Origin of the sequence: Kitasatospora sp. NPDC089509, from assembly GCF_044749365.1 — a bacterium.
GTDB lineage: Bacteria > Actinomycetota > Actinomycetes > Streptomycetales > Streptomycetaceae > Kitasatospora.
The window spans coordinates 289,838-316,419 of the sequence record NZ_JBIVHS010000003.1 but is presented as its reverse complement, the minus strand read 5'-3'; the positions used below and the strand labels follow the sequence as shown (position 1 = coordinate 316,419).

Annotated in this window: 30 protein-coding genes; 15 read left to right on the top strand and 15 right to left on the bottom strand. The window is 72.1% G+C overall.

What is annotated here, in order from left to right:
* The first annotated feature begins 39 nt into the window (after positions 1-39).
* A complete protein-coding gene (locus tag ACIP4P_RS07740) occupies positions 40-858 on the top strand; it encodes an MBL fold metallo-hydrolase (RefSeq protein WP_400915786.1) in 819 nt (272 codons plus the stop codon).
* Positions 859-911: 53 nt separating this feature from the next.
* On the opposite strand, the gene ACIP4P_RS07735 is transcribed toward ACIP4P_RS07740, so the two are convergent.
* On the bottom strand, positions 912-1,370 hold the full coding sequence (locus tag ACIP4P_RS07735; protein ID WP_400915784.1) for a MarR family winged helix-turn-helix transcriptional regulator: 459 nt from the start codon (positions 1,368-1,370) through the stop codon (positions 912-914).
* Between the two features lie 184 nt (positions 1,371-1,554).
* Between ACIP4P_RS07735 and ACIP4P_RS07730 the strand changes: the two genes are divergently transcribed.
* The 3 genes from ACIP4P_RS07730 (at position 1,555) to ACIP4P_RS07720 (ending at position 4,710) form a co-directional block, all read left to right on the top strand.
* Entirely contained in the window at positions 1,555-2,811 is a 1,257-nt protein-coding gene (locus ACIP4P_RS07730) for an alpha/beta hydrolase (protein ID WP_400915782.1), read from the top strand.
* Between the two features lie 285 nt (positions 2,812-3,096).
* Positions 3,097-3,603 (top strand): hypothetical protein, encoded by a 507-nt coding sequence (locus ACIP4P_RS07725; protein ID WP_400915781.1) that lies wholly within the window; start codon positions 3,097-3,099, stop codon positions 3,601-3,603.
* 303 nt (positions 3,604-3,906) lie between these two features.
* Positions 3,907-4,710, top strand: coding sequence for an SAM-dependent methyltransferase (locus ACIP4P_RS07720; RefSeq protein WP_400915779.1), 804 nt, complete (start codon positions 3,907-3,909; stop codon positions 4,708-4,710).
* A 71-nt stretch (positions 4,711-4,781) separates the two neighbouring features.
* Here the strand turns inward: ACIP4P_RS07720 and ACIP4P_RS07715 are convergent, their stop codons facing one another.
* From ACIP4P_RS07715 to ACIP4P_RS07690, 6 genes are all read right to left on the bottom strand, one after another.
* The gene (locus ACIP4P_RS07715) at positions 4,782-5,729 is read right to left on the bottom strand and encodes a helix-turn-helix domain-containing protein (RefSeq protein ID WP_400915778.1); all 948 of its coding nucleotides are present in this window, start codon (positions 5,727-5,729) and stop codon (positions 4,782-4,784) included.
* A 123-nt stretch (positions 5,730-5,852) separates the two neighbouring features.
* Positions 5,853-6,092: a DUF397 domain-containing protein gene (locus ACIP4P_RS07710; RefSeq protein WP_400915776.1), complete on the bottom strand. Its 240-nt coding sequence runs from the start codon at positions 6,090-6,092 to the stop codon at positions 5,853-5,855.
* Positions 6,093-6,296: 204 nt separating this feature from the next.
* Positions 6,297-7,106, bottom strand: coding sequence for an alpha/beta fold hydrolase (locus ACIP4P_RS07705; protein WP_400915774.1), 810 nt, complete (start codon positions 7,104-7,106; stop codon positions 6,297-6,299).
* A gap of 60 nt (positions 7,107-7,166) precedes the next feature.
* The gene (locus tag ACIP4P_RS07700; RefSeq protein WP_400915772.1) at positions 7,167-7,457 is read right to left on the bottom strand and encodes a DUF4287 domain-containing protein; all 291 of its coding nucleotides are present in this window, start codon (positions 7,455-7,457) and stop codon (positions 7,167-7,169) included.
* 135 nt (positions 7,458-7,592) lie between these two features.
* Positions 7,593-8,264: a response regulator gene (locus tag ACIP4P_RS07695; protein ID WP_400915770.1), complete on the bottom strand. Its 672-nt coding sequence runs from the start codon at positions 8,262-8,264 to the stop codon at positions 7,593-7,595.
* Positions 8,261-9,490, bottom strand: a complete 1,230-nt coding sequence (locus tag ACIP4P_RS07690) for a sensor histidine kinase (protein ID WP_400915768.1) — start codon at positions 9,488-9,490, stop codon at positions 8,261-8,263. Before ACIP4P_RS07690 ends, ACIP4P_RS07695 begins: the two co-directional genes overlap by 4 nt.
* Before the next feature lie 133 nt (positions 9,491-9,623).
* Here ACIP4P_RS07690 and ACIP4P_RS07685 point away from each other — a divergent pair, with 133 nt between their 5' ends.
* From ACIP4P_RS07685 to ACIP4P_RS07675, 3 genes are read left to right on the top strand one after another with little or no spacing between them, the layout of a single operon-like run.
* A complete protein-coding gene (locus ACIP4P_RS07685; protein WP_400915766.1) occupies positions 9,624-10,556 on the top strand; it encodes an ATP-binding cassette domain-containing protein in 933 nt (310 codons plus the stop codon).
* Positions 10,553-11,425 carry a hypothetical protein gene (locus ACIP4P_RS07680; protein ID WP_400915765.1) on the top strand — a complete coding sequence of 291 codons (873 nt, stop codon included), beginning with the start codon at positions 10,553-10,555 and terminating at the stop codon, positions 11,423-11,425. Before ACIP4P_RS07685 ends, ACIP4P_RS07680 begins: the two co-directional genes overlap by 4 nt.
* A 30-nt stretch (positions 11,426-11,455) precedes the next feature.
* Positions 11,456-11,857 (top strand): hypothetical protein, encoded by a 402-nt coding sequence (locus ACIP4P_RS07675; RefSeq protein ID WP_400915763.1) that lies wholly within the window; start codon positions 11,456-11,458, stop codon positions 11,855-11,857.
* Positions 11,858-11,863: 6 nt separating this feature from the next.
* Here ACIP4P_RS07675 and ACIP4P_RS07670 read toward each other — a convergent pair whose 3' ends face one another.
* The gene (locus ACIP4P_RS07670) at positions 11,864-13,219 is read right to left on the bottom strand and encodes a hypothetical protein (RefSeq protein WP_400915761.1); all 1,356 of its coding nucleotides are present in this window, start codon (positions 13,217-13,219) and stop codon (positions 11,864-11,866) included.
* A gap of 153 nt (positions 13,220-13,372) precedes the next feature.
* On the opposite strand from ACIP4P_RS07670, the gene ACIP4P_RS07665 reads away from it, so the two are divergent.
* Positions 13,373-14,125, top strand: a complete 753-nt coding sequence (locus tag ACIP4P_RS07665; RefSeq protein WP_400915759.1) for a hypothetical protein — start codon at positions 13,373-13,375, stop codon at positions 14,123-14,125.
* Positions 14,126-14,198: 73 nt separating this feature from the next.
* Here ACIP4P_RS07665 and ACIP4P_RS07660 read toward each other — a convergent pair whose 3' ends face one another.
* Complete coding sequence (locus ACIP4P_RS07660; protein WP_400915757.1) at positions 14,199-15,071, bottom strand: LysR family transcriptional regulator; 873 nt, start codon at positions 15,069-15,071, stop codon at positions 14,199-14,201.
* Positions 15,072-15,152: 81 nt separating this feature from the next.
* Between ACIP4P_RS07660 and ACIP4P_RS07655 the strand changes: the two genes are divergently transcribed.
* Both ACIP4P_RS07655 and ACIP4P_RS07650 read left to right on the top strand, forming a co-directional pair.
* Positions 15,153-15,647: a cupin domain-containing protein gene (locus ACIP4P_RS07655; RefSeq protein ID WP_400915755.1), complete on the top strand. Its 495-nt coding sequence runs from the start codon at positions 15,153-15,155 to the stop codon at positions 15,645-15,647.
* Positions 15,648-15,722: 75 nt separating this feature from the next.
* Entirely contained in the window at positions 15,723-16,088 is a 366-nt protein-coding gene (locus tag ACIP4P_RS07650) for a DoxX family protein (protein ID WP_400915753.1), read from the top strand.
* Positions 16,089-16,167: 79 nt separating this feature from the next.
* Here ACIP4P_RS07650 and ACIP4P_RS07645 read toward each other — a convergent pair whose 3' ends face one another.
* Together ACIP4P_RS07645 and ACIP4P_RS07640 are read right to left on the bottom strand one after the other, a co-directional pair.
* Positions 16,168-18,588 carry an ABC transporter permease gene (locus tag ACIP4P_RS07645; protein WP_400915751.1) on the bottom strand — a complete coding sequence of 807 codons (2,421 nt, stop codon included), beginning with the start codon at positions 18,586-18,588 and terminating at the stop codon, positions 16,168-16,170.
* Positions 18,585-19,313 carry an ABC transporter ATP-binding protein gene (locus tag ACIP4P_RS07640; protein WP_400915749.1) on the bottom strand — a complete coding sequence of 243 codons (729 nt, stop codon included), beginning with the start codon at positions 19,311-19,313 and terminating at the stop codon, positions 18,585-18,587. The genes ACIP4P_RS07645 and ACIP4P_RS07640 overlap by 4 nt, the downstream gene beginning before the upstream one ends.
* Before the next feature lie 143 nt (positions 19,314-19,456).
* Here ACIP4P_RS07640 and ACIP4P_RS07635 point away from each other — a divergent pair, with 143 nt between their 5' ends.
* Positions 19,457-20,656: a sensor histidine kinase gene (locus ACIP4P_RS07635; protein ID WP_400915747.1), complete on the top strand. Its 1,200-nt coding sequence runs from the start codon at positions 19,457-19,459 to the stop codon at positions 20,654-20,656.
* Entirely contained in the window at positions 20,653-21,354 is a 702-nt protein-coding gene (locus ACIP4P_RS07630; protein ID WP_400915745.1) for a response regulator, read from the top strand. Before ACIP4P_RS07635 ends, ACIP4P_RS07630 begins: the two co-directional genes overlap by 4 nt.
* A 63-nt stretch (positions 21,355-21,417) precedes the next feature.
* Here the strand turns inward: ACIP4P_RS07630 and ACIP4P_RS07625 are convergent, their stop codons facing one another.
* A complete protein-coding gene (locus ACIP4P_RS07625) occupies positions 21,418-22,629 on the bottom strand; it encodes an alpha/beta hydrolase family protein (protein ID WP_400915743.1) in 1,212 nt (403 codons plus the stop codon).
* Positions 22,630-22,782: 153 nt separating this feature from the next.
* Between ACIP4P_RS07625 and ACIP4P_RS07620 the strand changes: the two genes are divergently transcribed.
* Positions 22,783-23,289, top strand: a complete 507-nt coding sequence (locus ACIP4P_RS07620; RefSeq protein WP_400915741.1) for an NUDIX hydrolase — start codon at positions 22,783-22,785, stop codon at positions 23,287-23,289.
* A gap of 12 nt (positions 23,290-23,301) precedes the next feature.
* On the opposite strand, the gene ACIP4P_RS07615 is transcribed toward ACIP4P_RS07620, so the two are convergent.
* Positions 23,302-23,427 carry a hypothetical protein gene (locus ACIP4P_RS07615; RefSeq protein ID WP_350512371.1) on the bottom strand — a complete coding sequence of 42 codons (126 nt, stop codon included), beginning with the start codon at positions 23,425-23,427 and terminating at the stop codon, positions 23,302-23,304.
* A gap of 57 nt (positions 23,428-23,484) precedes the next feature.
* Positions 23,485-24,270 carry a DUF4232 domain-containing protein gene (locus ACIP4P_RS07610; RefSeq protein ID WP_400915739.1) on the bottom strand — a complete coding sequence of 262 codons (786 nt, stop codon included), beginning with the start codon at positions 24,268-24,270 and terminating at the stop codon, positions 23,485-23,487.
* A gap of 318 nt (positions 24,271-24,588) precedes the next feature.
* Between ACIP4P_RS07610 and ACIP4P_RS07605 the strand changes: the two genes are divergently transcribed.
* Complete coding sequence (locus ACIP4P_RS07605) at positions 24,589-25,179, top strand: hypothetical protein (protein ID WP_400915738.1); 591 nt, start codon at positions 24,589-24,591, stop codon at positions 25,177-25,179.
* A 114-nt stretch (positions 25,180-25,293) separates the two neighbouring features.
* Here the strand turns inward: ACIP4P_RS07605 and ACIP4P_RS07600 are convergent, their stop codons facing one another.
* Positions 25,294-25,554, bottom strand: coding sequence for a hypothetical protein (locus ACIP4P_RS07600; RefSeq protein WP_400915737.1), 261 nt, complete (start codon positions 25,552-25,554; stop codon positions 25,294-25,296).
* Between the two features lie 346 nt (positions 25,555-25,900).
* Here ACIP4P_RS07600 and ACIP4P_RS07595 point away from each other — a divergent pair, with 346 nt between their 5' ends.
* Positions 25,901-26,518: a hypothetical protein gene (locus ACIP4P_RS07595; protein WP_400915736.1), complete on the top strand. Its 618-nt coding sequence runs from the start codon at positions 25,901-25,903 to the stop codon at positions 26,516-26,518.
* Positions 26,519-26,582: the final 64 nt, after the last annotated feature.

Genomic DNA, 26,582 nt, shown 5'->3' with positions numbered 1-26,582 from the left:
GAGAATCGCAATGCACGCCCGATCCGACGGAGGGGTTCCATGCACTTGATCTCACACGGCCGGCACCACGCCACGTTCGCATTCGGCGACCTGCGGGTCGTCTCGTTGCGGGACGGGTACATCGACATGCCGCCGACCCGGCTGCGCGACGAGTGCGGGCACCCGCTCGACGAACTGCCGTCCGCCGTCCCGCTGGTCGGCGACAACCTGCGACTGTCCGTCAACGCGTTCTTCGTCACCGACGGCACCCGGTCGGTCCTCGTCGACACCGGCGCGTCCGACGTCTGGCACGAGCCCACCATGGGGCTGATCCACGACGCGCTCGACGAGGCGGGGATCGACCGCGCGCAGATCACCGACGTGGCCATCACCCACCGGCACGAGGACCACGTGAGCGGGCTGATCGCGCCGGACGGCACGGAGGCGTTCACCGGTCTCGAACGGGTGTGGATCGGCGCGGGCGACGCCTCGGTGTTCACGGGACGGCTCGCACCGCTCCGCGACCGGGTCGTCCCCGTGTCGGAGGAGGTCGCGGTCAACGACTGGACCACCGCGCTCCCGACCCCGGGCCACACCCCCGGCCACACCGTCTACGAGGTCCGGAGCGGCGCCGGCCGCCTGCTGCTCTGGGGCGACACCGTCCACGTCCCCACCCTGCAGTTCGACCGGCCGGACGTCGCCTGGGAGTACGACGGCGACCAACCGCAGGCCCGCGCCGCGCGGGCGGCCCTCCTCGAACGGCTCGTCCGGCCGGACCACTTCGTCGCGGGCGCCCACCTCGACTCCCCCGGCATCGCCCGGGTGGCGCCGTCCCACCAGGGCTATGCACTGGAGTACCTGGCCCCGCCGATCGGCTGACCCGGCCCGACAGAGCCGCATCACAACCGCGTCACAGCCGCGCCAGAACCGCGTCAGAGCCGGTCGTAGATGCCGACGAGGTGCCGCAGGACGTCGGTCGCGGCCTCCAGGGCCTGGACGTCGTGGTGCGCGAGTGCGGCGTCCAGCGCCTCGGTGAGGGCGGCCTGGCGTTCCCGGTGGCGCTGTCGGCCGGCGTCGGTGAGGGCGACCAGGACCGAGCGCTTGTCCCCCTCGGGGCGTTCGCGGGTGACGTAACCGGCGGCGGCGAGGCCGTTGACCAGCTGGGTGGTCGCGGCGCCGGTGGTCTCGGTGGCGGCGGCGAGGCGGCCGATCGGGAGCGGGCCGGTCTCGGCGAGGGCGCGCAGGGCGCGAGCGTGGGTGAGGGAGAGCGCGCCGGCGGTGCGGGTGGCGCGTCCGCGCAGGCGGGAGTCGGCGGCGCTGAGGCTGTAGGCGGCGCGGGCGAGCTGGTCGAGGGCCGGGCCACGGGCGGGGGTGGGCTGCTGGTCCGGCACGATGCGGTCTCCTTGGCGGGCGAGGTGGGGTGGGGTGGGACGGCGTGAGTTGACAAGGATTCTAGCCTAAGTACTTAATAGTTAAGTACTTAGGTGTTTCCGCACGGCACGGCCGCACCGCCCGCGACACCCGCAGGGTCCGCACCGGCCGTCGGCACCCCCTTTTCTGGAGAGGACACCCCTCATGACCGTTCGTTCCACCGGCCAGAGCTGGGCCCTGGACATCGCCCTCGCCCAGGGCGGCTTCGACGCCCTGCACCCCCAGGCCAAGGGCACCCTGGAGCAGCTCGGCCACGACCACACCGACTTCGACAAGGTCTTCGACCTCGTCCGGAGCGGCGTGATGCTGCCCAAGGCGTGGGCCACCATCGCCGGCCAGGCCGAGGAGCGCGCCGCCCACCACGAGGCGAACGGCTTCCAGCAGACCGCCGCCGACCTGTACGTGCGCGCCGCCGTGATGTGGGGCCGCGCCCAGTACTCGATCTTCGACGCCGCGGACCCGCGCAAGCTCGCCTTCCGCGCGCACGCCGACCACTGCGTCGAGCGCCTGGGCACCCTGCGCGGGAACCGGGTGCGCCGGGTCGTCCTCGACTTCGAGGGCAAGCAGATCTTCGCCCTGCTCCACCTGCCCGCCGGTGAGGTCCGGAACGCCCCCGCGGTGATCCTCGGCCCGGGGATGGACATGATCAAGGAGGACTACATCCACGCGGCCGAGCGGTACTACACCTCGCGCGGCATGGTGGCCCTGTCCATCGAGGGCCCGGGCCAGGGCGAGAGCCGGGCCAACGGGCTGACCGTCGACCTCACCAACTACGAGCGGGCGATCGGCCGCTACATCGACCACCTGGCCTCGTTGCCGCAGGTCGACCCGGCCCGGATCGGCATGTTCGGCATCTCGATGAGCGGCTACTGGGGCTCCCGCGCCGCCGCCACCGACCCCCGGCTGGCCGCCCTGGCCGCCTTCGAGGCCGTCACCGGCGACTTCCGGACCATCTTCGAGCGGGCCCAGCCCACCTTCAAGAACAACTACATGTTCATGGCCGGCTACACCGACGAGGAGGCCTTCGACGCCGAGCTGGTCGCCAGGATGCCGCTCGGCGACCTGGTCCGGCAGATCACCTGCCCGGTGCTGTACGGCATCGGCGAGTTCGACGAACTCACCGTCCTGGAACAGGCCCTGGCCAACTACGAGCGGATCCGCGCCCCCAAGGAGATGCGCGTGTACGAGAACGAGTTCCACCCGCTGGGCGGCACCGCCGCCGAGGTCTTCCGCTTCGGCGCCGAGTGGGTCGAGCGCGCCCTGAACGGCGAGTTCGCCGAGCCCGGCCGCGACGTGCGCCACTACGTCCACGCCGACGGCCGCACCACCGACGGCACCGCCCACCCCAGCTGGTGGCTCGGCACCACCCCCGCCCAGATCGCCGACGCCCGCCGCGCCTGACGCACCTGACGCGCCCGCCGCGCCTGACACACCTGACACGCCGCCCGGGCGCCTCGACGGAGGCGCTCGGGCGGCGATCGAACGTCGGTGCGGCAAATGGGGCACCCGTGCGAATGGAGAGCGTCAACACGCGCCCCGGCACCGTGGTTTTGCAGCAGGGTCGTTGACGGCCTACCGGGCCAACTTTGCCCAGTACATTGATGACCGGCCCCGGGAGCGGGGCGCCCCTCGATCCGTCGCACACCGCGCGCCCACCCTGCGGCCCGCGGTGAGGAAGAGACGCGCATGGAGCACGGCATCCCGGAAGCACCGGTCACCCCGCACACCGCGGCCCCCGCCCCCGGCCGCACGCCCTTGGGCTTCGGGGCGTTCGTCACCCTCTCCCGAGGCCGCTACCTGCTCTACGCCCAGGCGCGGCTGCAGGACGACCGGGCGGGCGAGGCCGCGGTCGCGGAGGCCCTGCACTGCACGCACCTGCACTGGGAGGTCGTCCTGCAGAGCCCCAGTCCGGCGAAGGAGGCCTGGTCCGCGCTGCGCCGCTCGGTGACCGCGGCGCGGCGCGGGCGCGACGACCCGGACGCGGCGGCCGTCGGGGAGGACCTGCTGCACCGCCTGCTGCCCGGCCAGATCGCCGACATCGTCCTGCTGCGGCACCGCCTCGGCCTGGCCCCGGAGGCCGTCGCCGCCCTGATGGGCACCGAGGTGTCCGTGGTCGAGGCGGGCGCCCTGACGGCCAAGCGGCTGCTCGACGAGTACGTGTCCGACCTGAGGGAGGTCATCCCGCACATCTGAACACCTGAGCACAGCCGAGCACATGAGCGCGCATGAGTGCTCGCGAGAGCGAGCGAGCGAGCGAGAGCACGTGAGCGCACATGAGCGCACATGAGCGCACGTGGGAGCACCTGGCAGCGCACCAGCGCGCCGTCCGGCACCGGGGGGCCACACCGGTACTCCAGAACGCCGGAGCGTGGCCGGGAGTTCCCTCTCCGTGTCCGCGCCACCCCATAGGGTGATGGCGCTCGCCGCCATGCCTTCCCTACACTGATCGGCAACTGCCCTGCCGCTGGACGGGGTTGGCGACCGTTGAAGGGCCCGATGGGGATCAAGAACGACGGCATCGACGTGACCGTGCCCAGTGATGCCAGAGTCTACGACTGGCTACTGGGCGGGTCGATCAACTTCTACGCCGACCGGAGAGCAGCCGAGCGCCTGCTCCAGATCGCGCCGACCAGCCGACAACTGGTCCTGAACAACCGGTGGTTCCTCCACCGGGTGGTCCACGCGCTGGCCACCGAGTACGGCGTCCGCCAGTTCCTGGACTACGGCTGCGGGCTGCCGCTGGGCGACAACCTCCACCAGGTCGCCCAGCGCATCGACCCGCGCTCGCGCATCGTCTACGTCGACAAGGACCCCATCGTGATCGCGTACGGGCGCGAGTCCTTGGACGAGAACAGCCGCACCGCCCTGATCAGGGCCGACATGACCGACACCGAGGCCGTCTTCGGCCACCCCGCCGCGCTGGACCTGATCCACCCGGACGAGCCCACCGCCGTCCTGTTCGCCGCCGTCCTGCACTGCCTGCCGGACGAGCAGCATCCCGGCGAGCTCATCCGCCAGGTCGTGTCACGGCTCGCCCCCGGCAGTTTCGTGGTCGTCTCCGAACTCGTCAGCGACGACGCCCGCGTCCGCACCGAGGTCAGCGAGCTGATGAACCGGCAGGTGCCCAGGCACTGGGGCCGGGTCCGGGAGAAGGAGGACGTCCACTCCTACTTCGAAGGACTGCACCTCGAACGGCCCGGCCTGGTCGACGTCGCCGACTGGCGGCCGGCCTCCGAGCTGCAACAGCACCAGCGCAGCCGGGAGTTGACGGCGTTCGGCGGCCTGGCCCGGGTCCCGTGAGGCCCGGGTCCCGTGAGGGCGGCCGGACCGTGCCTCCCGAACAGGACCCAGGAGTACCGCTCCACGGCGCTCTAGGAGTACCGCTCGACGGCGTTCTCGATCAGGCGCATGCTCTGGAACCGCGTGGCGGCCCGCGCCTTCATCTTCACCAGCAGCTGCAGGTGCCGCTCGTAGTCCGCCCCGTTGTTGCGCCCGCCCGCGACCCCTGTGGCCTTGGGACGGTAGTCGGCGCTCTCGTACCCCTCCAGGTAGATCATCGGCGGCGGCCCGCCGGCGTCGAACTCCAGGTGGGTGATCGAGGCCATCTGCAGACCGATGATCCTCGCCATCGGCACCACCCGGAGCTTGATCCCGGGGGTCAGGGCCATCGCGTGCAGGTGGAGCATCTGCCCGGCCATCACGCTCTTGTCCTCCACCAGCGGTTGCAGCACGAACTCGCTGATCAGGATGCTCGCCAGCTCCGGCGGCGAGTCGAGGAAGCGGCGCTTGCGCTCCATCCGCAGCCCCACCGCCAGCTCCACCTTGTCCTGCTCGCTGGACAGGAAGTGCCGCTCGATCATGTCCCGCGCGTACGCCTCGGTCTGCAGGACGCCCGGCACCACGAGCGCCTCGTAGGTGTCGATCCGGCGCGCGGCCTCCTCCAGGCCGATGAAGGTGGTGAGGTAGCCGGCCGTCGGTTCGAGGTACCGCGACCACCACACCGGCCGTCGCGCCTGCGCCGCCAGCTGCATCAGCTGCGCCTCTTCGTGGGCGACCATGTTGTACCGGCGGGCGAGCGCCCGGACGTCGATCTCCTCGGGCGGGCTCTCCCCCCGTTCCAGCCGCGAGAGCGTGGAGTTCGAGAACCCCGTGTTGCGGACCGCCGCCGTCTGGGTCAGCCCCAGGCTCTCGCGCAGCGCTTTCAGCCGGCAGCCGAGGATGAGGGCGGCGGCCGGCGGATTGTTGGCGGGGTCCGCGCCCGCCCGGCGGTGCGGAATCACTCGGGCGAGATGATCGCCGTTCTCGAAAAGGGTGGGCACGGGGGCTCCAAGTGCGACTCCATTTTGCTCATCGTCGCATATGCGAAGCCCACGCACCCCACCCTCACGCGAATCCGGCCGGAACTCGTGCGGAAGCCGAGCCGGAGTCGTAAAATGCCAAAATCAGGCAACAAACATGTGATCGAATTCGCCGTTCCGGACGCCGCCGAAGAACACCTCGATCTCCCTGGCCGTGAAGATCAGGGCGACACCCTCAGGGTCGGTGGAGTTGCGCACGGCGGCCCCACCCTGCGGCAGTCGCGTCATCTCGACGCACACCCCGGTGTCGGCACTGGCCGCCGCCTTGATCCAGGTCGCTCCCTCGATGTCCCCGGCGGGCATTCCATTGACGAAAGTCTTCATCAGATCATCCTTCCAATGCAACGATGTGACATTCTCCCGGCGCATAGCCGATCCGGGCATACCCGATCGGGGCATGCCGAGATCCGGCCACGGGCCGATAGTCGGTCCGCTGCAATTGCAGCGGACCGACTAGTGGGAATGCTAGCGAGTGGAGTTCGCATACGGCACGCCGCCAAATGGGGGGATAAATCCGGGGCTCGGCGCTTATTTGCTGAACGGAATATCCGACAGAAACTCCGCGAGCAGGCGGTGCAGGGCCTCCGGCTGCTCCAGGTGGACGTCGTGACCCGCGCCCGGGACGCTCGCGGCCCGGGTGTCGGGGCGCCGTGCGAGCATCTCGTCGACCTCCTGCGCGGGGATGAAGCCGGACTGCCCCAGGACGGCGAGAGTCGGGCAGGCCACCCGCTCCCACTCCTCCCAGAAGGAGCGCCGGGCGTTCTCGGCCAGCGAGGCGACCATCACGTCCCGGTCGAAGCGCGGCCACCACCGCCCGTCGCGCTCCTCCAGCCCGGCCGCCCAGCCCTCGCCGACCAGGCCGCCGCCGAGGAACTCCACCGCCGCCTCCCGCGAGGGGAACGGCAGCGGCCAGGAGGCGAGCCACTGCCCGACCCCGTCGGCGACGGCCGGGTCCGGCCCACCGGCCCCGGCCTCGACCAGGGCCAGGGCGCACACCCGCCCGGGGTGCGCCGCCGCCGCGAGCATCGCGGTGTGGCCGCCCAGCGACTGGCCGGCCAGCACGGCCCGCCCGAGGTCCAACTGCTCCAGTACGGCGACGACATCGGCGACGTACGCCGCCCGGGAGACGTCCTCGGGCCGTCGCTCGCTGCCGCCGTGGCCGCGCTGGTCGACGGCGACCACCCGGTACCGGTCGCTCAGCGCCCCGGCCAGCACGTCCCATTCGCCCGCGTGGCCGGCCAGCCCGTGCAACAGGACCACGGCCGGGCCCCGGCCGCCCCAGTCACGGCAGGAGAGCCGCACCCCGTCGCGCACCACCGTGCGCTCCGTCCATGACATCGAGCCGACCCTTCGAAGAGCTGCGGAGTGATTCGGGGGGAGGTGTGGAAAGGTGCCGCGTCACGCGGGCCGGGTCGCCTTGCCGTCCAGCCAGAGCGTGTCGGACTCGTCGCGGTGCGAGCCCGTCGTGCCCACGTGCTTGGCGTCGATCTTCGCGCCGTGCTTGAAGACGTGGACGAGCGCCATCCCGTGCCCCCGGCCCAGGCCGTACTCCTCCTTCAGCCAGGTGAGGACCGCTCCCGCCTTCGTGGCCGGGTCGTCGAAGCCGCGCTGCTCGGCAAGGGCGATGAACTCACGCGGCGTCAGGCCGGTCTTGGTCTCGATGGTGTCCAGGTACGCCTGAAAGGACATGTGCCGTCTCCTGCTCGTATCGGTGTTCCGTGTCGGTGTTCAGGGTGTAGACCTGCCCCGAGCGCGAAACTCATCGCTCGACGCCGAAAATTTTCAGACGGGTCCGTGGACGACCGCCGGATCACCGAGCAGCCCTCAGGCGGACGGCGGGACGATCTTCGCCTCGTGCGCGGCGATGGCGAGCTGCACCCGGTCACGCGCGTCGAGCTTGGCGAGCAGCCGTGCCACATGGGTCTTGGTGGTGGCCAGGCTGATGTACAGCTCGGCGGAGATCTCGCTGTTGGACATGCCCCGCCCGATCAGGGTCAGGACCTCGCGTTCGCGTTCGGTGATCCCCGTGATCCTCCGCCGCGGTTCGGCCTCCTGCGCCTGGTCGGTGAACCGCTCGATGAGGCGGCGGGTGACGCCCGGGGCGAGCAGGGCCTCACCGCCGGCCACCACGCGGATCGCCGCGAGGATCTCGTCCAGCACCATGTCCTTGACCAGGAATCCGCTGGCACCGGCGTACAGCGCGGCGTACACGTTCTCGTTGTCGTCGAAGGTGGTCAGCATCACCACCCCCACCGTCCCGGGCCCCACCCCCGCGCCGTGGGCCTTGATCCGCCGGGTGGCCTCGATGCCGTCCATGACCGGCATGCGGATGTCCATCACCACGACGTCGGGGCGCAGTTCCCCGGCCAGTCGGACCGCCTCGGTCCCGGTGCCGGCCTCCCCCACGATCTCGATGTCCGGGGCGCTGGCGATGAGCAGCCGCAGTCCGGCGCGCACCAGTGGCTGGTCGTCGGCGAGTACGACACTGATCGTCATATCGGCAGCCTAGCCGCCACGCGGAACCCGCCCTCGGGCCTCGGTCCTGCGCTGAACCGGCCGTGCAGCAGGCTGACGCGCTCGCGCATCCCGGAGATGCCGAAGCCCGGCCCGGCGCTGCCGCCACCGGTTCCGGCGCCGCCGCCACTGCCGCTGCCGCCGCCCGCACTGCCGCGTCCGTCGTCGACGACCTCGATGTCGAGCCCGTCCACCGTGTAGTCGAGCCGGATGCGGCAGGTGGCGGCGCCCGCGTGCCGCAGCACGTTGGTCAGGGACTCCTGGACGATGCGGTAGGCGGACAGGTCGATCTCGGCGGGAAGCCGGCGCTGCTCGCCGCGCCACTGGACGGTGACTCCCACTCCGGCGTCCACGGCCGTCGCGGCCAGCTCCTCGATGTCCGCGAGGCCCGGTGCGGGGGCCGTCCCCGGTTCCTCCGAGTCGGCTTCCCGCAGTGCGACCAGCATCCGGCGCAGCCCCGCCAGGGTCTCCCGGCTGGTGTTCTCGATGACGGTCAGGGACTCGCGGGCCCCGGCCGGTTCGATCTCGATGGTCCGGGCCGCCGCACCCGCGTGGATCGCGACGATGCCCACGCTGTGCGCGACCATGTCGTGCAACTCCCGTGCGATCCGGAGCCGTTCGGCCTGAACCGCCTGGGCGGCGGCCTGCTCGCGCAGGGTCTCGGCGTGGTCCTGCCGCAGCCGGATCCAGTTGCCGAGGATCCAGGCGACGAAGGTGGCCACCACCTGGTAGGCCGACGGAAGCTTGAAGACGGTCAGCAGGTCCGCGGCGGGCGTGTCGGCCGTGCTGACGACGCCCCAGGTGATCAGCACGCCGCCCGCGGCCGCGGCCGCGGTGCGCTGCGACCGGGTGACGGTGACGTAGAAGACCAGGACGGTCGCCGCCAGCAGGAGCGGCCAGGTCCTCCCCCCGCAGACCCGCACCCCGACCGCCTCGGCCAGCACGACCCCCAGCACCGGCACCGGTCGCCGACCGGCCCAACCGATCGGCAGTGCCAGCACGACGGCCGCCGCCACCATCAGCAGCGGGGCGGCGTAGCCGTCGTGCCGCCCCAGGTGGAGCGAGCGCCCGTCTCCGGCGATCGTGGCGGTGAGCAGCACGATCGCGAACGCGGGGACGCTGCACCAACTCAGGGCGGCCAGGCTCAGGGCGGTCAGGGCGTCGGGCAACCGTCGCGGCAGCACGGGGAACTTCGGCACTCGGGTCACGCCGCGATGCTAGCCACGCGACGAGCCGGCGGAATCGTTCCCCGGGCGTCATCCTTCCGACCGATGCACCGGAGGCACCGTCCGCTCCCGCGACCGATGCGGCGCGGACCCGAGCCGCGACAGCATCCGATGCGTGATCGACATCAACGAACTGACCAAGCGCTACGGCGACGTCCTGGCGGTGGACGGCCTGACGTTCACCGTGCGGCCCGGCCGGGTCACCGGCTTCCTCGGCCCCAACGGCTCGGGCAAGAGCACGACCCTGCGGATGCTCCTGGGCCTGAACACGCCCACCAGCGGCACCGCGACCATCGACGGCCGCCGCTACCGCGACTTCGGCACCGGCCTGCGCCACGTGGGGGCGCTGCTGGACGCGGGCGACCTCCACCCGGGGCGCACCGCCACGGCGCATCTGACGGCGCTGGCCCGCAGCAACGGTCTGCCGAAGCGCCGGGTCCAGGAGGTCCTGGAGACCGTCGGACTGGGCGGGGCGGGCCGACGGCGGATCGGCGGATTCTCGCTCGGGATGCGGCAGCGCCTGGGCATCGCCACCGCACTGCTCGGCGACCCGCCGGTCCTGGTCTTCGACGAACCGGTCAACGGCCTCGACCCGGAGGGCATCCGGTGGGCACGCGAGCTGTTCCGGAGCCTGGCCGCCGAGGGACGCACCGTCTTCGTCTCCAGCCACATCATGAGCGAGATGGCGAACACCGCCGACCACCTCATCGTGATCGGCGGCGGCCGACTGATCGCCGCCGAGCCCACCGCCGACTTCGCCGCCCGCGCCACCACCGCCGCCGTCACCGTGCGCACGGCGGACCCGGCCGCACTGACCGGGGTCCTGCGGGACGCGGGCGGCTCGGTGCTCCCCGAGGGCCCGGACGTCCTGAGCGTCACCGGACTGACCGCGGCCCACATCAACGAACTCGCCTTCACCCACCGCGTCATGGTCCACGAAGTCACCGCCCACGGCGGAACGTTGGAGGACGCCTTCATGCAGCTCACCGCCGACAGCGTCCAGTACCGCGCCGCAGCCGCGTCCCCGGAGAGGAGTGAGGGCCGATGACCACCCTCGCAGCAGTGCCCACCACCGGCACCCGGCCTCCCGTCGGGTCCCCCGCCCGCTGGCCCGACCTGCTCCGCGCGGAGTGGATCAAGCTCTGGTCGTTGCGCTCGACCTTCGTCGTGGTCGCCGCCGGCCCCGCGCTGGCCGGCCTCTCCGCCTGGAAGGTGGCCACCGGCACGTACAGCGCCTGGCCGGGCTTCCCCGACTCGTTCAAGCAGATCTACGACCCCGGGCACGACGCCCTCTTCCCTCCGGTCTTCTGCCTGCTCATGACCATCGCCGGCGTGATCGGCGCCCAGACCCTGCTCGGCGAGACGGCCGGCGGTCTGATCCGCACCACCTTCATGGCCGTACCGAACCGCAGCCGGGTCCTGCTCGCCAAGGCCGGCGTCCTGACCGCCGTCCTGACCGCCATGGGCGCGCTCGTCGCCGTGCTGACCTGGTCCGTCACCCTGGCCTGCTACGCGGACCGGATCGCCGCCTTCTCCTGGAGCACCCCCGGTCTCGGCCGGTGGGCACTGGCCACCGTGGTCGCGTTCCCGGTGTCCGGTCTGATCGGCATGGCCGTCGCCGCGCTCGTCCGCAACACCGCGGCCACCGTGTTCGCCCTCTTCGTCAACTTCGTGATGGTGCCGCTGTTCGCGGGCGGCTCGTCCACCCTCGACACGCTCTTCCACACCGGCCAACTGTTCACCTTCGTGACCAACAGCCTGCCCTTCTCCGGATGGATCTTCCTGACCGCGCTCGGCCCCACCGGAGGAATCGTCGGCCACCACCCGTCCGCCGCCCACGGATGGATCTCGTTCGGCGCGTGGGCGGTCGGCTCGCTCGCCGTCGTCGTGGCGGCCTTCCGCTCCCGCGACGTCTGACGACGGCCCTTCGGCTTCCAGACCGAACGGGTGCTGGTCCGCGACCTGCACCCGCTGGAGGCCGACTGGGACCTGCGGTTCGCGCTGCGCGTGGCCGTACCGGACGCCGTGTTGCTCACCGGCCGCGACGCGGACGGCGTCAACGCCTGGATCCACGACAGCGACCGGTCGTGGGCCGCGTTCACCGCGCGCGATGACGGCACGGTGGTGTTGTTCCAGGGCGGACTGCGCCGCATCGGCGACGGGGTGCTGACGCCTGGTCCCGGGGGGAGACACTCGGCCGCCCGAACCGGTACGACTACGGGATCACCGTCATTCCTGACGCCCAGTGGGCGTGGCAGGGCGGCCCGGACGGCCCGCTCTGGCTGGTCGCGCGGCGGCGGGCGGCAACAGGGCACTGACCCGCGGGGCGCTGACCCGGCCGCCCGCTGACCTCGGTCAGCGGGCGGTGGCGATGGCTGCGGCGGGGCCTCCGATCCTGGTCCAGGTCTCGCCGGCGCCGCTCCACTGCCAAACGCTCCCCCGGTCGGCGGCGAGACGGTAGAGGGCGTGATCGCCGATGGCGAGGTCCGCGCCAGCCTCGCCAATGGGGGTCCAGGCGCCGGGTGTTCCGCCGTAGCGGGTGATCCGGTGGGTGGCGGGGTCGGTGGCGAACAGGCCGGCGCCGCCCACGTAGAGGGCGGTGGCGGGGCCTCCGATCCTGGTCCAGGTCTCGCCGGCGCCGCTCCACTGCCAGACGCTCCCCCGGTCGGCGGCGAGACGGTAGAGGGCGTGGTCGTCGACGGCGAACGCGGCGGCGGGAGCGCTGACGTGCGTCCAGGTGTCGTCGGCGGTGTCGTAGTGGAACAGGCCGCCGGTGTCGTCGGGGCCGGTGGCGAAGAGGTCTCCGCCGTTCGCGTACAGGTGGCCGGCTGGGCCGCCGATCCGCCGCCACGGCGTGCCGGGGTGCTCGTCCCAGCGCAGCACCGTGCCGCGGTCGGGGGCGAGTGCATAGACGCAGCTGTCGCCGACGGCGAAGTCCGCGCCGGGGGTGCCGATGTTGGTCCAGGAGCCGGCGGCACCCTCGTAGCGGAAGACGGCGTGGGTGTCCGGGTCGGTCGCCAGGAGTTCGCCCCGGCCGGTGTGGAGCGTGCCGACCCGGCCTCCGACGACCGTCCAATCGGCGCCGCCGTCCCGGGCCAGGACGGCGCTGTGGTCGGGGGCAACGGCGTAGAGGCGGTCGGCCGCGCCGCCGCGCGGGAACGGGGTGCCGGTCCGCGGGGGCCGGGCCTCGGGGGCGGGTGAGGTCGCGGTCGTGGGGGTGTGGGGGCTGTTCGCGTGGACCAGGATCGCCCCGACGGTGGCCAGGGCGAGTACGACGGCACCCAGGGGCAGCGCCCAACACCTGCGCGATGCGCGGGTGTTGGGCGCTGGGGCAGTGGCGGTGGCCGGGGTGGTGTCCGCCGTGGGGGTGGGCTCAGCCCCGACGGGCTCGGGCATGACCGGCGCCGGCTCCACCGGCGGGAGCCCCTCCCCGCGCTCGATCCGCCCGTACAGTTCATCGGCCTGCTTCAGCAGGTGCGTACGGCTCTGCGCGTCACGCACTCGGTGCTCGATCAGGTACCGCACCACGTGTCGGGGCGGTAGCCGGGTGCCCTTGCGGTACTCCGCCCAGGTCGTCTTGCCTCCCATTCCCTCGTAGCGCTCGGCCAGTTCGCGGACGGTCAGGCCCGAGGTGACACGACGCAGCAGCCGTACGAGTTCGATGGCCGCTGCGGACTCCCCGACCGGCTCGTCCTGTTTGCGTCCCGCCATGCCCGCTCCCCCTTGTCCTGTTGTCCTGTCCGCCCCACCGGACAATCGCATTGTCCGGTGCCGACCTGCGGTTTCACCCGTCGGCCGTTGATGGACAATCAGACCGGCCCGCAGCGTGGTGTTCAAGCGGTTCCGACGATCAGGAGGCACTCCGTGTCCCACACCACGACCACGACCACGACCACGTCCGTGCCCGACTCCCGGCGACTCACCGGGTGGGGCGCGGCGGCCCTGCTCCCGCTGACCCTGGCCGGCGTGCTCGCCACCGCCACGGCCGCGAGCGCGGCCCCCTCGCACCACCGGGCCCGCCCCGTCGCCGCCGGGCACGGGCACAAGAGCGAGGACTCCACCTACGAGTGGTTCGACCGGATCAGTGCCAGGGCGGTCAACGCCGTCCACGGTCGCGCGTACTGCGACTACAACGAGCAGGTGTACCAGTCGGTCGCTGGAGGGCCCGGGATGAACCTCTCCTTCACGCGCGCCGTCGCCAAGACCGCCACCTGGTCGACCACCGGCGGAGTCAAGATCTCCCTCCCCGTGCTGAAGGCCGCGCTCAACCTGGAGGGCAGCGTGACCAACACCAAGACCAACCAGGTCACCGTGCAGGAGAACATCGCCTGGACCGTCCCCGCCGACACGATGGGCGTGCTCGACGTGTACGTCCGGTACCAGGACTGGGACTTCCAGACCGTCGGCGGCCTCAGCCACCGCTTCCTCGGGACCGGGCACGCCAAGATCCCGGTCGGCCTGTGTGGCAGCAGGACGAGCTACCCCGACAAGCGCCAGGACTGCGGCCCCATGCTCATCAGCTGCCTCTTCCAAGGCGTCGAGATCGACAGCCCCCAGGCACACATCCGCCACCGCGCGCTCCGCCACACCCGCGTCGTCGCTCGGCTCCACCGGTAACTCGTAGCAGAACCTTGGGGGTTGGAGCAGGAAGTCGGTCCTGTCGACTTCCTGCTCCAACGGCCGTCGGTGCTCAACGGCGGTACGCGGCGGCGGCGGTCTCGACGAAGGAGCGGATCAGCGGGTTGGGGTCGTCGGCCTTCCACACCACCACGACGCGGCTCGGCGCCATGTCGGCCAGCGGCACCAGGGCCAGGTCCGCGGGCAGCACGGTGTGTCCGAGCGGGGCCAGGCCGACCGTGCCGTTCCACAGCACGGCCTGGAGGCACTCCTGGACGGCGCGCACCACCGGGCCCTCGCGCGGTGTGCCGCCGTTCCAGTACGACTGCCAGAGGGGGTCGGTGCCCGGCGGGAACTGGAACCAGCGACGGTCGTCCAACTCGGCCAGCCGCAGCCCGTCGCGCCGGTCGCGCCCGTCACGCCGGGCCAGCGGGTCGTCGGCGCGCAGGACGACGCCGACCGGATCGGCGCGCAGCGTACGGACCGTCAGGGCGGTCTCGTCGAACGGCGCCCGGGTCAGCGCGACGTCGACCAGTCCGGCGCGCAGCCCGCAGGTCGGGTCGGTCAGGTCGGTGTCGCGGATGCGGATGTCGATGCCCGGGTGGTTCCGGCGGTAGGCGGCGGCCAGCCGGGCCGCTCCCGGGTCGGTGCCGTCGCCCAGGATGCCGATGGTGATGGTCGCGGCCCCGGCCGCCGCGCCGACCCGGGCCCTGACGCGGTCGGCGTGGTCGAGGAGGGCCCGCGCCTCGTCGAGCAGCACCGATCCCGCCGCGGTGAGTGTGACCCTGGTGGGCGAGCGGTCGAACAGTAGGGCCCCGACGTCGGCCTCCAGCTGCTTGATCGCCCGGCTCAGCGGTGGCTGGCTCATGTGCAGGCGGGTGGCGGCCCGGCCGAAGTGGAGTTCCTCGGCGACCGCCACGAAATAGCGCAAGGTCCGTAGCTCCACGCTGCAACGATACCCAGCGGGTATCGGCACGGTGGAACAGGTCTTGGACGCCGGCCGGTGCCCGGCGGTGCACTGGTGGACATGACCGATGAAACGAAGAACGAGGACACCAAGACCGCCCCCACCGTCTCGGTGGTCGCTCCCGGCGAGGGCGAGGCGATCGTCCTGGGCACCACGCACATGCGCGTGCTGGAGGACGGCAGCCACACCGGGCACCGCGTCGCGATCACCGAGTCCGTCCTCGCCCCGCACACCCAGGGGCCGCCGCAGCACCGCCACGCCCAGCACGACGAGGGCTTCTACATCCTCTCCGGCACCGTGCGGTTCACCGTCGGGACGGAGGACCACGACGCCGCCCCGGGCACGCTGGTGATGGTCCCGCCCGGCGTCCCGCACACCTTCGGCAACCTGACCGACCAGCCGGCCGTCATGCTCAGCATCCTGACCCCCGACCTGTACGTGCAGTACTTCCGGGACCTCCGACAGGCGCTCGCCGACGGCCGGCCGCTGACGCCCCAGGTCAACATCGACGCGATGAGCCGCTACGCGACCGAGCCCGCCACCGACCACGGGTGACCCCCGACGCTGCGGCACGGCCCATGAACGGGAACCCTGAACGGGACGTCTGAACGGGACGTCTGAACGGAGATCATGGACATCGCCTACTGGATCGTCGCGGGACTGCTCGCGCTCTTCTACCTCTACGCGGGCACCCTGAAGCTGACCCTCAGCCGCGATCAGCTCCGACCGATGATGGCCTGGGTCGACCGCGTGCCCCTGCCCGCCCTCCGGACGCTGGGCGCGGTCGAGGTGCTCGGCGCGGCGGGGCTGCTGCTGCCGCCGCTGACCGGCATCGCCCCCGCACTGGCCCCGGCCGCGGCCATCGGGCTCGTCCTCCTGCAGTTCGGTGCGATCACCGTCCATCTGACGGGCGGCGACCGCCGGATCGCCCTCAACGCCGCGCTCACCGTCACGGCGGCCGTGACCGTGGCCGTCTGGCTGGCCGCCGGACGCTGAACGCCATTGCTGCGGCGAGCAGCGAGCGGCGGACCGACGCCCGGCGGCCCTGTCCGGTCCTACTCGGTCCTACTCGGTCCTACTCGGTCCGCAGCGCGACGGCGGTCCGGGTCCGTGCCGCCCAGCCGGCCGGCAGCAGTGCGCCGAGCAGGGCGATCACGATCCCGCCGGCCAGCAGGGGGAGGAGCAGCCCGGCGGTGTAGACGTGGGAGACGCTCGGCGGCAGGTGCCGGCCGATCGCGTTCCCCATCGGGGTCAGCGTCGCCTTCTCCACCGCGACCCCGAGCGGGACCCCGATCAGCCCGGCGATCAGGCCGGTGAGGGACACCGAGGTCAGCACCATCGCGACGGTCTGCTTGGGCGTCATCCCGAGGGCCTTGAAGATCCCCAGGTCGTGGACCCGTTCCCGGGTGTCCTGCACGACCGTGCTCAGCACCCCGAGCGCGGCGACCGCCATGATCATCAGCGTGAGCACGGCCACCAGGGCGCCCATGGTGATCATCACGATGTTCTTACCCCCGCCGTCGTTCGACTGGACCGAGGCGTTCAGCGGGGTCAACGCGGTGGCGGCCGAGGTGGACCAGTCCGTTCCGTTGACGTGGTCGGCCAGCTCGACGTTGAACTGGTCGATGTGCGGGGTCAGACCGGCGGCGGTGAAGGTGGCCGCGTCCGTCATGACCGTGTAGTCGCCCACGTTGGTGTCGAAGTTGATGCCGACGACCTTCAGCGGCAGTTGCCTGTTCTGCTGCACCACGGTGACGTCGTCTCCGACGTGGATCCCCACCGCCGAGGCCAGCTTGTCGCCGACCACGGCCTCGCCGGGCGCCGAGTACCAGCGGCCGGACACCAGCTCCAGGCCCGTCCAGGAGAAGTCGCCGGTGACCGTGAACACCTTCGCCGGTTCGCCGCCGGGCGGGGCGTCGACCATGGTCGCGCCGCTCTCGCCCCAGCCGAACGCGGCCTTCGTGCCCGGGGTCCGGGCGAGCGCGGTGGCCACCTGGGCGGCGTCCAGGTGCGGGTTGCGCGGGTCGTCGGGGCCGTATCGACCCCAGGGCACGCCGACGTCGGCGGTGGGGATCACGATCTTCGACGCGACGTTGAAGCCCGAGGTGCTGGTGTCCAGGTACGTGGTGAACCCGGATCCCAGGCCCACCGCGAAGGTGACACCGACCACGCCGAACAGCACCACCGCACCGACCAGTACGGTCCGGGCGGGCCGGGCGAACGGCTGGGCCAGCCCCAGCGACACGGCCCGGGGCAGCGGCAGCCGCGAGGCGAGCCGCTGCGCCCGCCGACCGCCCCCGCCCCCGGCCCCGGCCCTGGGGGCGCGGCCGGCCACCAGAGCCCGCACGGTCGGCATCCGGCCGGCCCGCAGTGCCGGGATCACGGCCGTGACGCCGACGATCAGCAGGGTGCCCAGCGGCACCACGGCGCTGACCCACAACGGGATCGTGGCGCCGGCCTCGCCGAGTTGCTTGGTGGCCTGGTCCAGGATCGGCACGGCCAGCAGGTTGCCGCAGACCGTGCCGAGCACCAGGCCGAGCGTCGCCGGGATCACGGCCTGCGCGGTGTAGGCGCGGGCCACCTGCGCAGGGGTGAAGCCCAGCGACTTCAGGATCCCGATGCGCCGGATTCCCGAGGCCACGGCCCCGCTGACCACGATCGAGATGATCAGCACCGACATGAGCAGCCCGAGGATCCCGAAGGCGATCAGGAACGGCACGTAGGCCTTGGCGTTGCCGGTCGCCTGCTGCTCAGTGGTCAGGTACGACTGTCCGGCCTCGACCGAACCGGCCGGCGCGACGGCGGCCACCGCCTGCTTGTCGGTGGCGATGTCGGCGGCGGTCCCGGCCTCGGCGAAGCGGTAGAGCATCTGCTCGTCGGAGGTGGCACCGGCGGCGGTCAGCCGCGCGAAACCGTCGGCGGTGGCGAAGGCGGTCGCGCTGTCGGTCACCGAGCCGCCGAAGCCGACGACCTTGAACGACGGCCTGCCCGGCAGGGAGGAGAACACCACCGAACCGCCGAAGCAGGCGGTGGCGTAGTGCTGCCACGGCAGGGCGATCTCGCCCGGGCCGGTCGGCCAGCGCCCCTGGGTCAGCACCAGTTGGTCCATCCCGGAGGTGCTGCCCGGGTCGGGGCGAGTGGTGACGGTGATCGGACCGTTGTCGTGACCGGCGAGATCCTGCTCGGGGCAGTCCGTGCCGACGGTCGTGTCCAGGGCGGCGGCGATCGGGTACGGTCCGGCCGCCTCGGTGACACCGGCGGCGTGCGCGGTGGCGGCGACCTGCGCGGCCGTGGCCTTCGAGCCGTCGAACTGGACCGCCAGGTGCGCCCCATGACGCGCGCCGAAGGCGTGGTCGAACGGGGCCTGCACCACGGCCAGCAGGCCGAGGGAGAGCAGCGAGGACGTCACCGCGGCGAACGTCGTCAGGGCCAGGACGACGGACTGGACCCGACGCCGGCCCACGCCGGAGCGGACGACCTTGCCCAGGGCGCTCACCGGCCCACCGCCAGGCCGGCACCGCTGACGGCACCGCTGACATCGTTGACGACGTCCCGCTCGACCGCGCCGTCCACCAACTCGATCGTGCGACGCGCGGTGCTCGCGGCCAACTGCACGTCGTGGGTCACCAACAGGATGGTCTGGCCCTCGCTGTTCAGGTCCAGCAGCAACTGGCGCACGTCCTCGGCCGAACCGGAGTCCAGCGCGCCGGTGGGCTCGTCGGCCAGCAGCAGCGCCGGCCGGTTCATCAGGGCCCTGGCCACCGCCACCCGCTGCCGCTGCCCGCCGGACAGCCGCTGCGGGTAGGCCTTGGCGTGCCGGTCGATGCCCAGCGAGCCGAGCAGTTCGACGGCCCGGCGCTTCGCCGCACCCTTGCCCATCCCGGCCAACTGCGCCGGAACCATGACGTTGTCCAGCACGGTCAGGTCGTCGAGCAGGTTGAAGAACTGGAACACCATGCCGATCGAGGCCCGGCGGTACTTCGCCGAACCGGCCTCACCGAGCTGGTCCACGCGGACGCCGTCGACGGTCACGGTGCCGCTGGAGGGCTTGTCCAGACCGGCGATCAGATTCAGCAGCGTGGACTTCCCGCTGCCGGAGTGCCCGAGGATCGCCACGCACTCACCGGACGCCACGGACAAGGTCACACCGGCCAGCGCGGGCGGGCCGTCGTCGTACTTCTTCATCGCGTCCTGGAGAGCGATCATCGGTGCATTCGTCATGGCCATGAACCTAGGAGCGGGCCGTCATCCGCCGCGTCGGCCGGCGGATGTCAGCTCTCCCCCCGGGCCATCGGCCCGGCGGTGTACCGGCGTACATCCCCGGGGCGACGCGCGGAGCCGACGCCGCTGAATACGATCTCCGCATGGAAGAGCTCCTCCAGCGTCTCTCGACCTCGAAGCGCGTGACCCAACTGACGCCACGGGCCGTGGTGCTGGCCGTCGCCTGCCTCTACGCGGCGCTGATCCCGTTGACGATGGGGGTTCCTGAGAACGGCCTGTTCCGGTTCCCCGACCTCGAACCCGTCGAGATGCTGGGTCTGTACGTCGTGCTCGCCCTGCCGGTTCTGCTGGTGCGCCGTCTGCCGGGTACGGTCTTCGCGGTGGTCCTGGGCGAATCGGTCCTCGGCAACGCCTTCGGCGCGCGGCCCGACATCATGTTCGGCCTGCTCATCGTCCTGGCCGGGTACCTCGCCGTCCGGCGGCCGAAGGCTGCCGCCGTCGGCTCGGTCGCGGGCGTCGCGGCCGCGTTCGTCAACGATCTCCACGCCCGCGCGCAAACCGTCAGCGACGCGGCCCAGTGGGCCGGGGGGATCGCGTTGTGGTTCGCGATCTCGTGGGTCTTCGGGGGTGTGTACCTCAAACGCCGTGAATACCTCGGCGCCCTGCGCGAGCAGCGGGAGGCCCGCGCCGTCGTCACCGAGCGGCTGCGGATCGCCCGCGAACTGCACGACAGCGTCGCGCACAGCATCGGGATCATCACGGTGCTGGCGGGAGCGGCGGCGCGGGTCGTGGACACCAAGCCCGAGCAGACCCGGCAGGCGCTGGCCGGCATCGAGTCCACCAGCCGTCAGACGCTGCTCGAACTGCAGCGCATGCTCGGGGCGCTGCGCCGCGCCGAGCCGGACGAGGCCATGCCGGGGGCCGCCCCGCTGGCGCCGGCCGGCAGCCTGGCCGACATCCCGCGGCTCGCCGAACGCACGGCCGACGCCGGGGTGCGGGTCGAGGTGGACTGGCGGGGCGAGCGGCGTCAACTGCCGCCGGAGATCGAGCTGTCGGCGTTCCGGATCGTCCAGGAGTCGGTGACGAACGTGGTGCGGCACTCCGGTGCGAGCACCTGCCGGGTCGCGGTGGGCTACGAGCCGGAAGGGGTGACGATCGAGGTGGTGGACGACGGGGACGACGGTCCCGGCGAGCCGGGCCGGCCGAGGCCCTCGACGGCGCCCGCCGGGAGCGGCTTCGGCCTGCTCGGCATGCGCGAGCGGGTGTCGCTGCTGTCCGGCCAGTTCAGCGCCGGCCGGCGCCCGGAGGGCGGATTCCGAGTGACGGCTAGGCTCCCGGCATGAGCGTGCGAGTACTGCTGGTCGACGACCAGCCGCTGATGCTGGTCGGGCTCGGGATCCTGATCGGCAGCACCGACGACCTGGAGGTGGTCGGCGAGGCCGGCGACGGCCGGGAGGCGGTGCGCCTGGTCCGTGAACTGCGGCCGGACGTCGTGGTGATGGACATCCGGATGCCGGGCATGGACGGGATCGAGGCGACCCGGCAGGCGACCGCCGAACCGGACCCGCCCAAGGTGCTGGTGCTGACGACCTTCGACGACGACGAGTACGTCTACGGCGCACTGCGCGCCGGGGCCAGCGGATTCCTACTCAAGAGCATGGCCCTGGACGCGATCCTGGACGCGATCCGCGTGGTGGCGGCCGGCGAGGCGTTGCTCGCGCCGAGCGTCACCCGACGGCTGATCGCCGACTTCGCCGGAACCTCCGCGACCCCCGTGGCCGCCGCACCCGCCACTCCCGTACCGGACATCGAGCCCGACGCGGACTTGAGCCTCATCGCGGAGATCACCGACCGGGAGCGCGAGGTGCTGGCACTGGTCGGACAGGGACTGTCGAACGGTGAGATCGCCGAGCGGCTGGTGATCAGCGCGGCGACGGCGAAGACCCATGTCGCGCGCCTGTTCGCCAAGTTGGAGGCCCGGGACCGCGTCCACCTGGCGATCATCGCCTTCGACACCGGACTCGTGCCGCGCAAACGGTAGCGCAGGTGGAGAGGAACAGCCCGACCACGTCGGGCTGTTCCTCTCCACGCCGACCCGGCGTCACTAGGGCTGGAAGAGTACTTCCGGATTGTCCGGCGAGGGGCCGTCCAGCAGCGGACTGTCGATCCCCTTCAGCGACTTGTCGAAGAACGCCGTCACGTACTCGCGGGTGATCGCCACCCCGCGATCCGGGGAGAGGGCCGGCGTCGGGAGCCCGGCCTCCTCGGCGAGCACCTCGTGGTCGGCGAAGCTGAAGTGGGCGGCGCCGTCGACCGTCAGCCACTTCTTGTAGCCACCGAGGGCGTCCCAGGCCTGCCCCCAGGTGATGCCGTCGCCGCTGCCGGGCGTGTGGCCGTCGGCCCTGCCCAGCAGGAGGAACGGCCGGTTGATCTGGCCGGGCAGCGGGTTCGGGAAGAAAGCGCCGTCCATGTCCACTCCGGCCCGTACCCGCGGGTCGGCGATCATCGCGGCGGCCGCCGTCGCTCCGCCGAGGGAGTGTCCGGCCATGCCGATCTCGTGCTTGTCGATGAGGTGTGCCAGGTGCCACGCGCTGTTGCCGTGCGTCAACTGGTCGATCACGAAAGACACGTCCCGCGCGCGGCTGGCGACCTCGGCGGGGAGGTCGAGGTGTGCCGGGTCGTCGCAGATCGCGCACGGCGGCGTCCGGCCGTCCGCCAGCGTCTCGCCGCTGTCCTCGTAGGTGTGGCCGACGAGCGCGACGACGTAGCCGTGACTGGCCAGCTCGGTCGCGAGCGAGGTGAGCATCATGCGCGGGTTCTCGGCCGCGGCCGAGAGGACCACCAGCGGATGCTTGCCGTGCTGCGGCCGCGCGCCGTCGAAGGCGTGGGTGGTGACGCCGGAGAGGGTCTGCGGGTTGATGCCGGTGCTCGCCGGGAACTTCTGGCGCTGGATGATGCCGGCTGCCTCGCCGAGGGTCATGTAAGGGGCCGGGGTCCCGGTCCCGGGGACGGCCGGGTAGAGCATGGTGACGGTCAGTTGGCGGGGGCCGGAGGACGGCACCCACGGGTCGGGACGGCTCTCGTCGGTGAGGTGGATGATCTCCTCGCCGGCGGCGTAGCGGCCGGTCGGCGCGGGGAGCGTGCCTTGGAAGGACCGCGTGGGCGCGGTGGCCGCGGCCGGAGCGGCGCTGAACGCGTGGGTGGCCGACGGTGCGGCCGACGGCGTGGTCGTGGCGGCGAACCCGGGGCCGGTTCCGGTGACGAGGGCGGCGAGCGCCAGCGCCGCGACGGCGCTGATACGGCGGTTGCTTTTCATGGGAACGACGCTAGATTCCGCGGCTCCGTGTCGAATCGGCCCGCGGATGTAAACACTCCGACGGCGTCCGTAACCCCCGTGAGGTATCGGAGTACACCGCGGGGAGTATGCCGTGCGGCCCGGGTTCCCTGGCGCCCTGACTACGCTGCGGGTATGTCCGAACAGGGAAGTTATCGCCGCGAGTCCGCCCGGGTGCTGTTGACCGACGAGCTGGACCGCCTGCTCCTGCTGAAGTTCCACATCGACCCGGACGCCCCCGGGAGCGGTCACGGCTGGTGCACGCCCGGCGGTGGCGTCGAGGACGGGGAGAGCCTGGCGGAGGCGGCGGCCCGCGAGCTTCGTGAGGAGACGGGCCTGTCCGTGGCGCCGGAGGCCCTGGGAGCGGCGGTCGCGGAGACCTCCGGTTATGCGGATGTCGGGTGGGCCGAAGGGGTTTTCCGGGACGTCTTCTTCCATTGTCGCGTCACCGGCCACCAAGTCGATGTGACGGGCCAGGAGGCGCATGAGCGTACCTACCACGCCGGGTACCGCTGGTGGCCCGTCGCCGAGCTGGCGGCCACCGAGGAGACGGTCCATCCCTTCGGCCTGGCCGAGTTGACGGCCCGGCTGGTGGCCGGGCATGCCCCGGCCGAACCGGTCCACCTGCCCTGGCACCACTGACGTCCGTCCGGATCAGCGCCGGACGAGGCCGGCCCGGTGGGTGAGGTGCGGGTCGTCCGGGGTGCCGAGGACGAGGATCTGGAGGGCCGCGCCGGTGTAGACGGCCAGGAGGCGGACGATCCTGCGGGTCTTCTGCATGGTGGGGTCTCCGTTTCCGGGTTCGGTGGGCGGTGGGTGTGGGGGTGGGCATGCGGGTCACCAGGAGGTGGCGTCGTCCATGGACTGCTGCCAGTAGGTGACCTTGAGGGAGTCGTCGACGTAGACGCCCTTGGCGGGCAGGGCGGGGTGGGCTCCGGTGCCGACGCTCCCGCTCATGGCGGGGCCGGAGAAGTAGACGGTCAGCGAGGTGGCGGTGTAGCCGTGCCCGGCGTTGCCGCCGTCGGTGGAGGAGAGGTTGACGGAGGCGTAGCCGGACTCGCCGGGCTGGAGGGTGACGACGGCCTGGGGCTTGGAGTCCTCGATGACCGGGGGCACGGCCTGGGCCTCGCCGAAGCGGACCGCCGGGTAGCCGTACAGGAAGCACGCCCCGGCACCGGTGTTGGTGACGGTGAGCAGCATGTGGTTGACCGGACGGTTCAACGGAGCGGCCGTGGTCTTGGTGTTGGAGCCGGTGCAGGTGACCGGCTCGGCGGGCTTGGCGGGCTTGGCGGGCTTGGACGGCGCCGGGATGCGGGTCGGGGCCTTCGGGACGGCGGGGGCCTTGGGAGTGGCGGCGGTGCCGGTGCCGGTGCCGGAGTCAGCGGCAGCATGCGCGCCAGTACCAGTGGTGGCACCGGTGTCGGTGGCGGCGGTCGGGGCGGAGGCCGCAGTGGTGGCCTCCTGGGTAGGGCGGGCGGTGGCCGACGGGGTGGCGGCCGCCTTGCCGCCGCTGTTGTTACCGTTGCCGGCGCCGTGGTCGCTGCCGCAGGCGGTCAGTGAGAGGGTGGCGAGTGCGATGCCGGTGGCGGCGATGAGACGGATGCGGGAGGTGCGGACGGACATGTGGTCTGGCCCCTTTCGGCGTTCGGTCGAGCGGTTCGCCGACTCGATGACCAGAGCTTGCGGGCCGACCCGTCCCGGCCGGAAGGTCCGTCGGCAGAACCGGCACGGTGGAACGCCGGTACCGGCTCTGACCAGCAGGAACGTAACGCACCTGGAACGCTGGAACGGGACACGGCGACCTCGGGACCAACCCGTCGGGACGGCCGGGGCGGGGCCGGCTGGGCACGGAGTTGACGAGATCGTTCGTACTCGGGAGCATGTTCCGCCGCGCCTGTGCGCGCGTTCGCGGATGGATCGTTTTCCCGAGGTGTGGGGGTCATGACGTTGATGGTGTCCGAGCAGGGCAGGGGAAGGGCCGGCCTCGCCGTCGGCGCGGCGCTGGTGGTGGCGGCCTGTGCCGTCCCCGGGGGCGGCGTGGCTTCGGCCGCACCGGTCGCACCGAGCCCTCAGGTCGCACAGGCCAAGGCCGCGACGGTCTCCCCGGACCGGGCCGCGGCCGCCGTCTCGATCACCGAGGGCGAGGTCGGCGAGGTACGCCCGCGCGGGACGATCACCTACCCGTCGGTGACCAGCTGCCTGGTCGTCACCGTCTACCTGCGCGACGGCGGCAAGGTCGGCGGGCACGCCAGCCTGTTCCAGGTCCCGGGGAAGTACACCTCCGACGAGATCCTCCCCGCTATCAGGCGTGCCGTCGGCCACCGGCCGGTGAAGGCCGTCGACGTCAGCGGGGCCGTCGGGGCCTGGAACCCCTCGTACTTCGAGAAGGCCATCGAGCACTACACCGACGGCACGCCCCCCGAGCCGACCGGCGACGCGAAGGGCATCGGCGACACGGTGGCCAAGCTGCTGGGCCAGCCGCGCGCGAAGGTCACCGTCCAGGACGTGCCGGACGGCGACATCACCCGCTGAACCCGCTGAACCCGCTGAACCGCTGAACCGCTGAACCGCTGAACCACAGGAAGTCGGACGGGCCGACTTCCTGTGCCCCGCCGGTACAGGGGAAACCGGCGGGGCCTGGTCGGACTACAGAACTCCCTCGCGGGGCTTGTCGAGCCAGCCCGCGGCGGTCACGTGGGTGCCGACCCCGGCACCGTTGACCCAGGTCCAGGCCGCGGTACCGGCCCGGCCGGTGTCGGACGTGGCCGGGTGCTCGACGACGGTGGCGGCCCGGACCGGGGCCGGCTGTGCGCTGCCGTCCGCTCCCGCGTGGGCGGCGAGCGCGATGCCACCGCCGATCACGGCGAGGGCGGCCGCGGCCGCGCCGACCACGATGTGCTTGATCATGACGGTCCTCCTGGGACTCGAAGAAGTGATGTCCGTAGTCGACCAGGCATTCGCAGACGTTTGATCAACGCCGTTCCCGCAAGCCGCAGCTGAGGGCAGCAGGGCCCCGTCTACCGGCCGCCGCGACGGGCTCCGGCCCGGCCGCCGAAGCCTCAGCGTCCGGGTCGCCCAGCAGTGCCAGAACCGATCAGCCGTTCGATCAGTACCGGGTGAAGTGTCCTCGAAGGGGCCGCGGATCGGGGGCGGGTCCTGGATCCGGCGGTACGGGAGGACCCGTTCTGGGATCGTCGGTCCCGCGCCCGGGGCCGGGTGCTCCGGGCAGGCGCAGGAGTGGGGAGACGCCGTGGTGCAGCAGGAGACGTGGACGACGGACGAGTTCGGGCCCTCGCACACGGGATCCGTCGGCGTGCTCCTGCGTGACGGGACCGTCCCCGAACCCGCGTACCTGATGATGACGGAGCACGGGTCCGGGCTGACCACCTCGCAGTGGACCGTGTACGACGGCCGCTCAGGTCTCGCCCCGCGGGCCCACGCCCTGCGCGCCGTGTGCTCCTGCGGATGGTCCGGCCGCGAGCACCCACTCGACTGGGAGCGGATCGGTGAACGGCTGCTCGGGGAGGCGGCCATGGAGCCCGCGGACGCCTGCGAGCAGGAGTGGGACGAGCACACGGTCGAGGTCGAGAAGTCGGCCGTGGTCGTGCCCGAGGACGTCATGGAGCAGTTGCGGCGCCTGGGTGACGCCGTCGAGCGGCTGACGAAGGACTCCCCGCTGGCGGCCCTGCGGGCCGCCCGGCTGCTGGAGGTGACCGCGGAGCGGACCGCCTACTGGGCCGCTCGCGATGCCCGGTGCGAGGTGGGTCTGGCGGAGGCGGCCGCCGGGCTCGGGTTGAACGAGGACGGGGCCCGTCACCTGTTGGCCCGCTTCGGCCGCTGGAGCCCGTACAGCTGGCCCCTCGACTACTGAAGCCGTTGCCGGGCTCCGCCACTCCTCCGCAGCCGTGGTGGGATGTGAGGCGACGAGCGGAGGA

What these genes read in the sequence shown, in the direction of transcription:
- ACIP4P_RS07740 (WP_400915786.1), top strand. Translation starts at nt 40, where the DNA reads ATGCACTTGATCTCACACGGCCGGCACCACGCCACGTTCGCATTCGGC.
- ACIP4P_RS07730 (WP_400915782.1), top strand. Translation starts at nt 1,555, where the DNA reads ATGACCGTTCGTTCCACCGGCCAGAGCTGGGCCCTGGACATCGCCCTC.
- ACIP4P_RS07725 (WP_400915781.1), top strand. Translation starts at nt 3,097, where the DNA reads ATGGAGCACGGCATCCCGGAAGCACCGGTCACCCCGCACACCGCGGCC.
- ACIP4P_RS07720 (WP_400915779.1), top strand. Translation starts at nt 3,907, where the DNA reads ATGGGGATCAAGAACGACGGCATCGACGTGACCGTGCCCAGTGATGCC.
- ACIP4P_RS07710 (WP_400915776.1), bottom strand. Translation starts at nt 6,092, where the DNA reads ATGAAGACTTTCGTCAATGGAATGCCCGCCGGGGACATCGAGGGAGCG.
- ACIP4P_RS07705 (WP_400915774.1), bottom strand. Translation starts at nt 7,106, where the DNA reads ATGTCATGGACGGAGCGCACGGTGGTGCGCGACGGGGTGCGGCTCTCC.
- ACIP4P_RS07700 (WP_400915772.1), bottom strand. Translation starts at nt 7,457, where the DNA reads ATGTCCTTTCAGGCGTACCTGGACACCATCGAGACCAAGACCGGCCTG.
- ACIP4P_RS07695 (WP_400915770.1), bottom strand. Translation starts at nt 8,264, where the DNA reads ATGACGATCAGTGTCGTACTCGCCGACGACCAGCCACTGGTGCGCGCC.
- ACIP4P_RS07680 (WP_400915765.1), top strand. Translation starts at nt 10,553, where the DNA reads ATGACCACCCTCGCAGCAGTGCCCACCACCGGCACCCGGCCTCCCGTC.
- ACIP4P_RS07670 (WP_400915761.1), bottom strand. Translation starts at nt 13,219, where the DNA reads ATGGCGGGACGCAAACAGGACGAGCCGGTCGGGGAGTCCGCAGCGGCC.
- ACIP4P_RS07655 (WP_400915755.1), top strand. Translation starts at nt 15,153, where the DNA reads ATGACCGATGAAACGAAGAACGAGGACACCAAGACCGCCCCCACCGTC.
- ACIP4P_RS07650 (WP_400915753.1), top strand. Translation starts at nt 15,723, where the DNA reads ATGGACATCGCCTACTGGATCGTCGCGGGACTGCTCGCGCTCTTCTAC.
- ACIP4P_RS07640 (WP_400915749.1), bottom strand. Translation starts at nt 19,313, where the DNA reads ATGACGAATGCACCGATGATCGCTCTCCAGGACGCGATGAAGAAGTAC.
- ACIP4P_RS07635 (WP_400915747.1), top strand. Translation starts at nt 19,457, where the DNA reads ATGGAAGAGCTCCTCCAGCGTCTCTCGACCTCGAAGCGCGTGACCCAA.
- ACIP4P_RS07630 (WP_400915745.1), top strand. Translation starts at nt 20,653, where the DNA reads ATGAGCGTGCGAGTACTGCTGGTCGACGACCAGCCGCTGATGCTGGTC.
- ACIP4P_RS07625 (WP_400915743.1), bottom strand. Translation starts at nt 22,629, where the DNA reads ATGAAAAGCAACCGCCGTATCAGCGCCGTCGCGGCGCTGGCGCTCGCC.
- ACIP4P_RS07620 (WP_400915741.1), top strand. Translation starts at nt 22,783, where the DNA reads ATGTCCGAACAGGGAAGTTATCGCCGCGAGTCCGCCCGGGTGCTGTTG.
- ACIP4P_RS07615 (WP_350512371.1), bottom strand. Translation starts at nt 23,427, where the DNA reads ATGCAGAAGACCCGCAGGATCGTCCGCCTCCTGGCCGTCTACACCGGC.
- ACIP4P_RS07610 (WP_400915739.1), bottom strand. Translation starts at nt 24,270, where the DNA reads ATGTCCGTCCGCACCTCCCGCATCCGTCTCATCGCCGCCACCGGCATC.
- ACIP4P_RS07605 (WP_400915738.1), top strand. Translation starts at nt 24,589, where the DNA reads ATGACGTTGATGGTGTCCGAGCAGGGCAGGGGAAGGGCCGGCCTCGCC.
- ACIP4P_RS07600 (WP_400915737.1), bottom strand. Translation starts at nt 25,554, where the DNA reads ATGATCAAGCACATCGTGGTCGGCGCGGCCGCGGCCGCCCTCGCCGTG.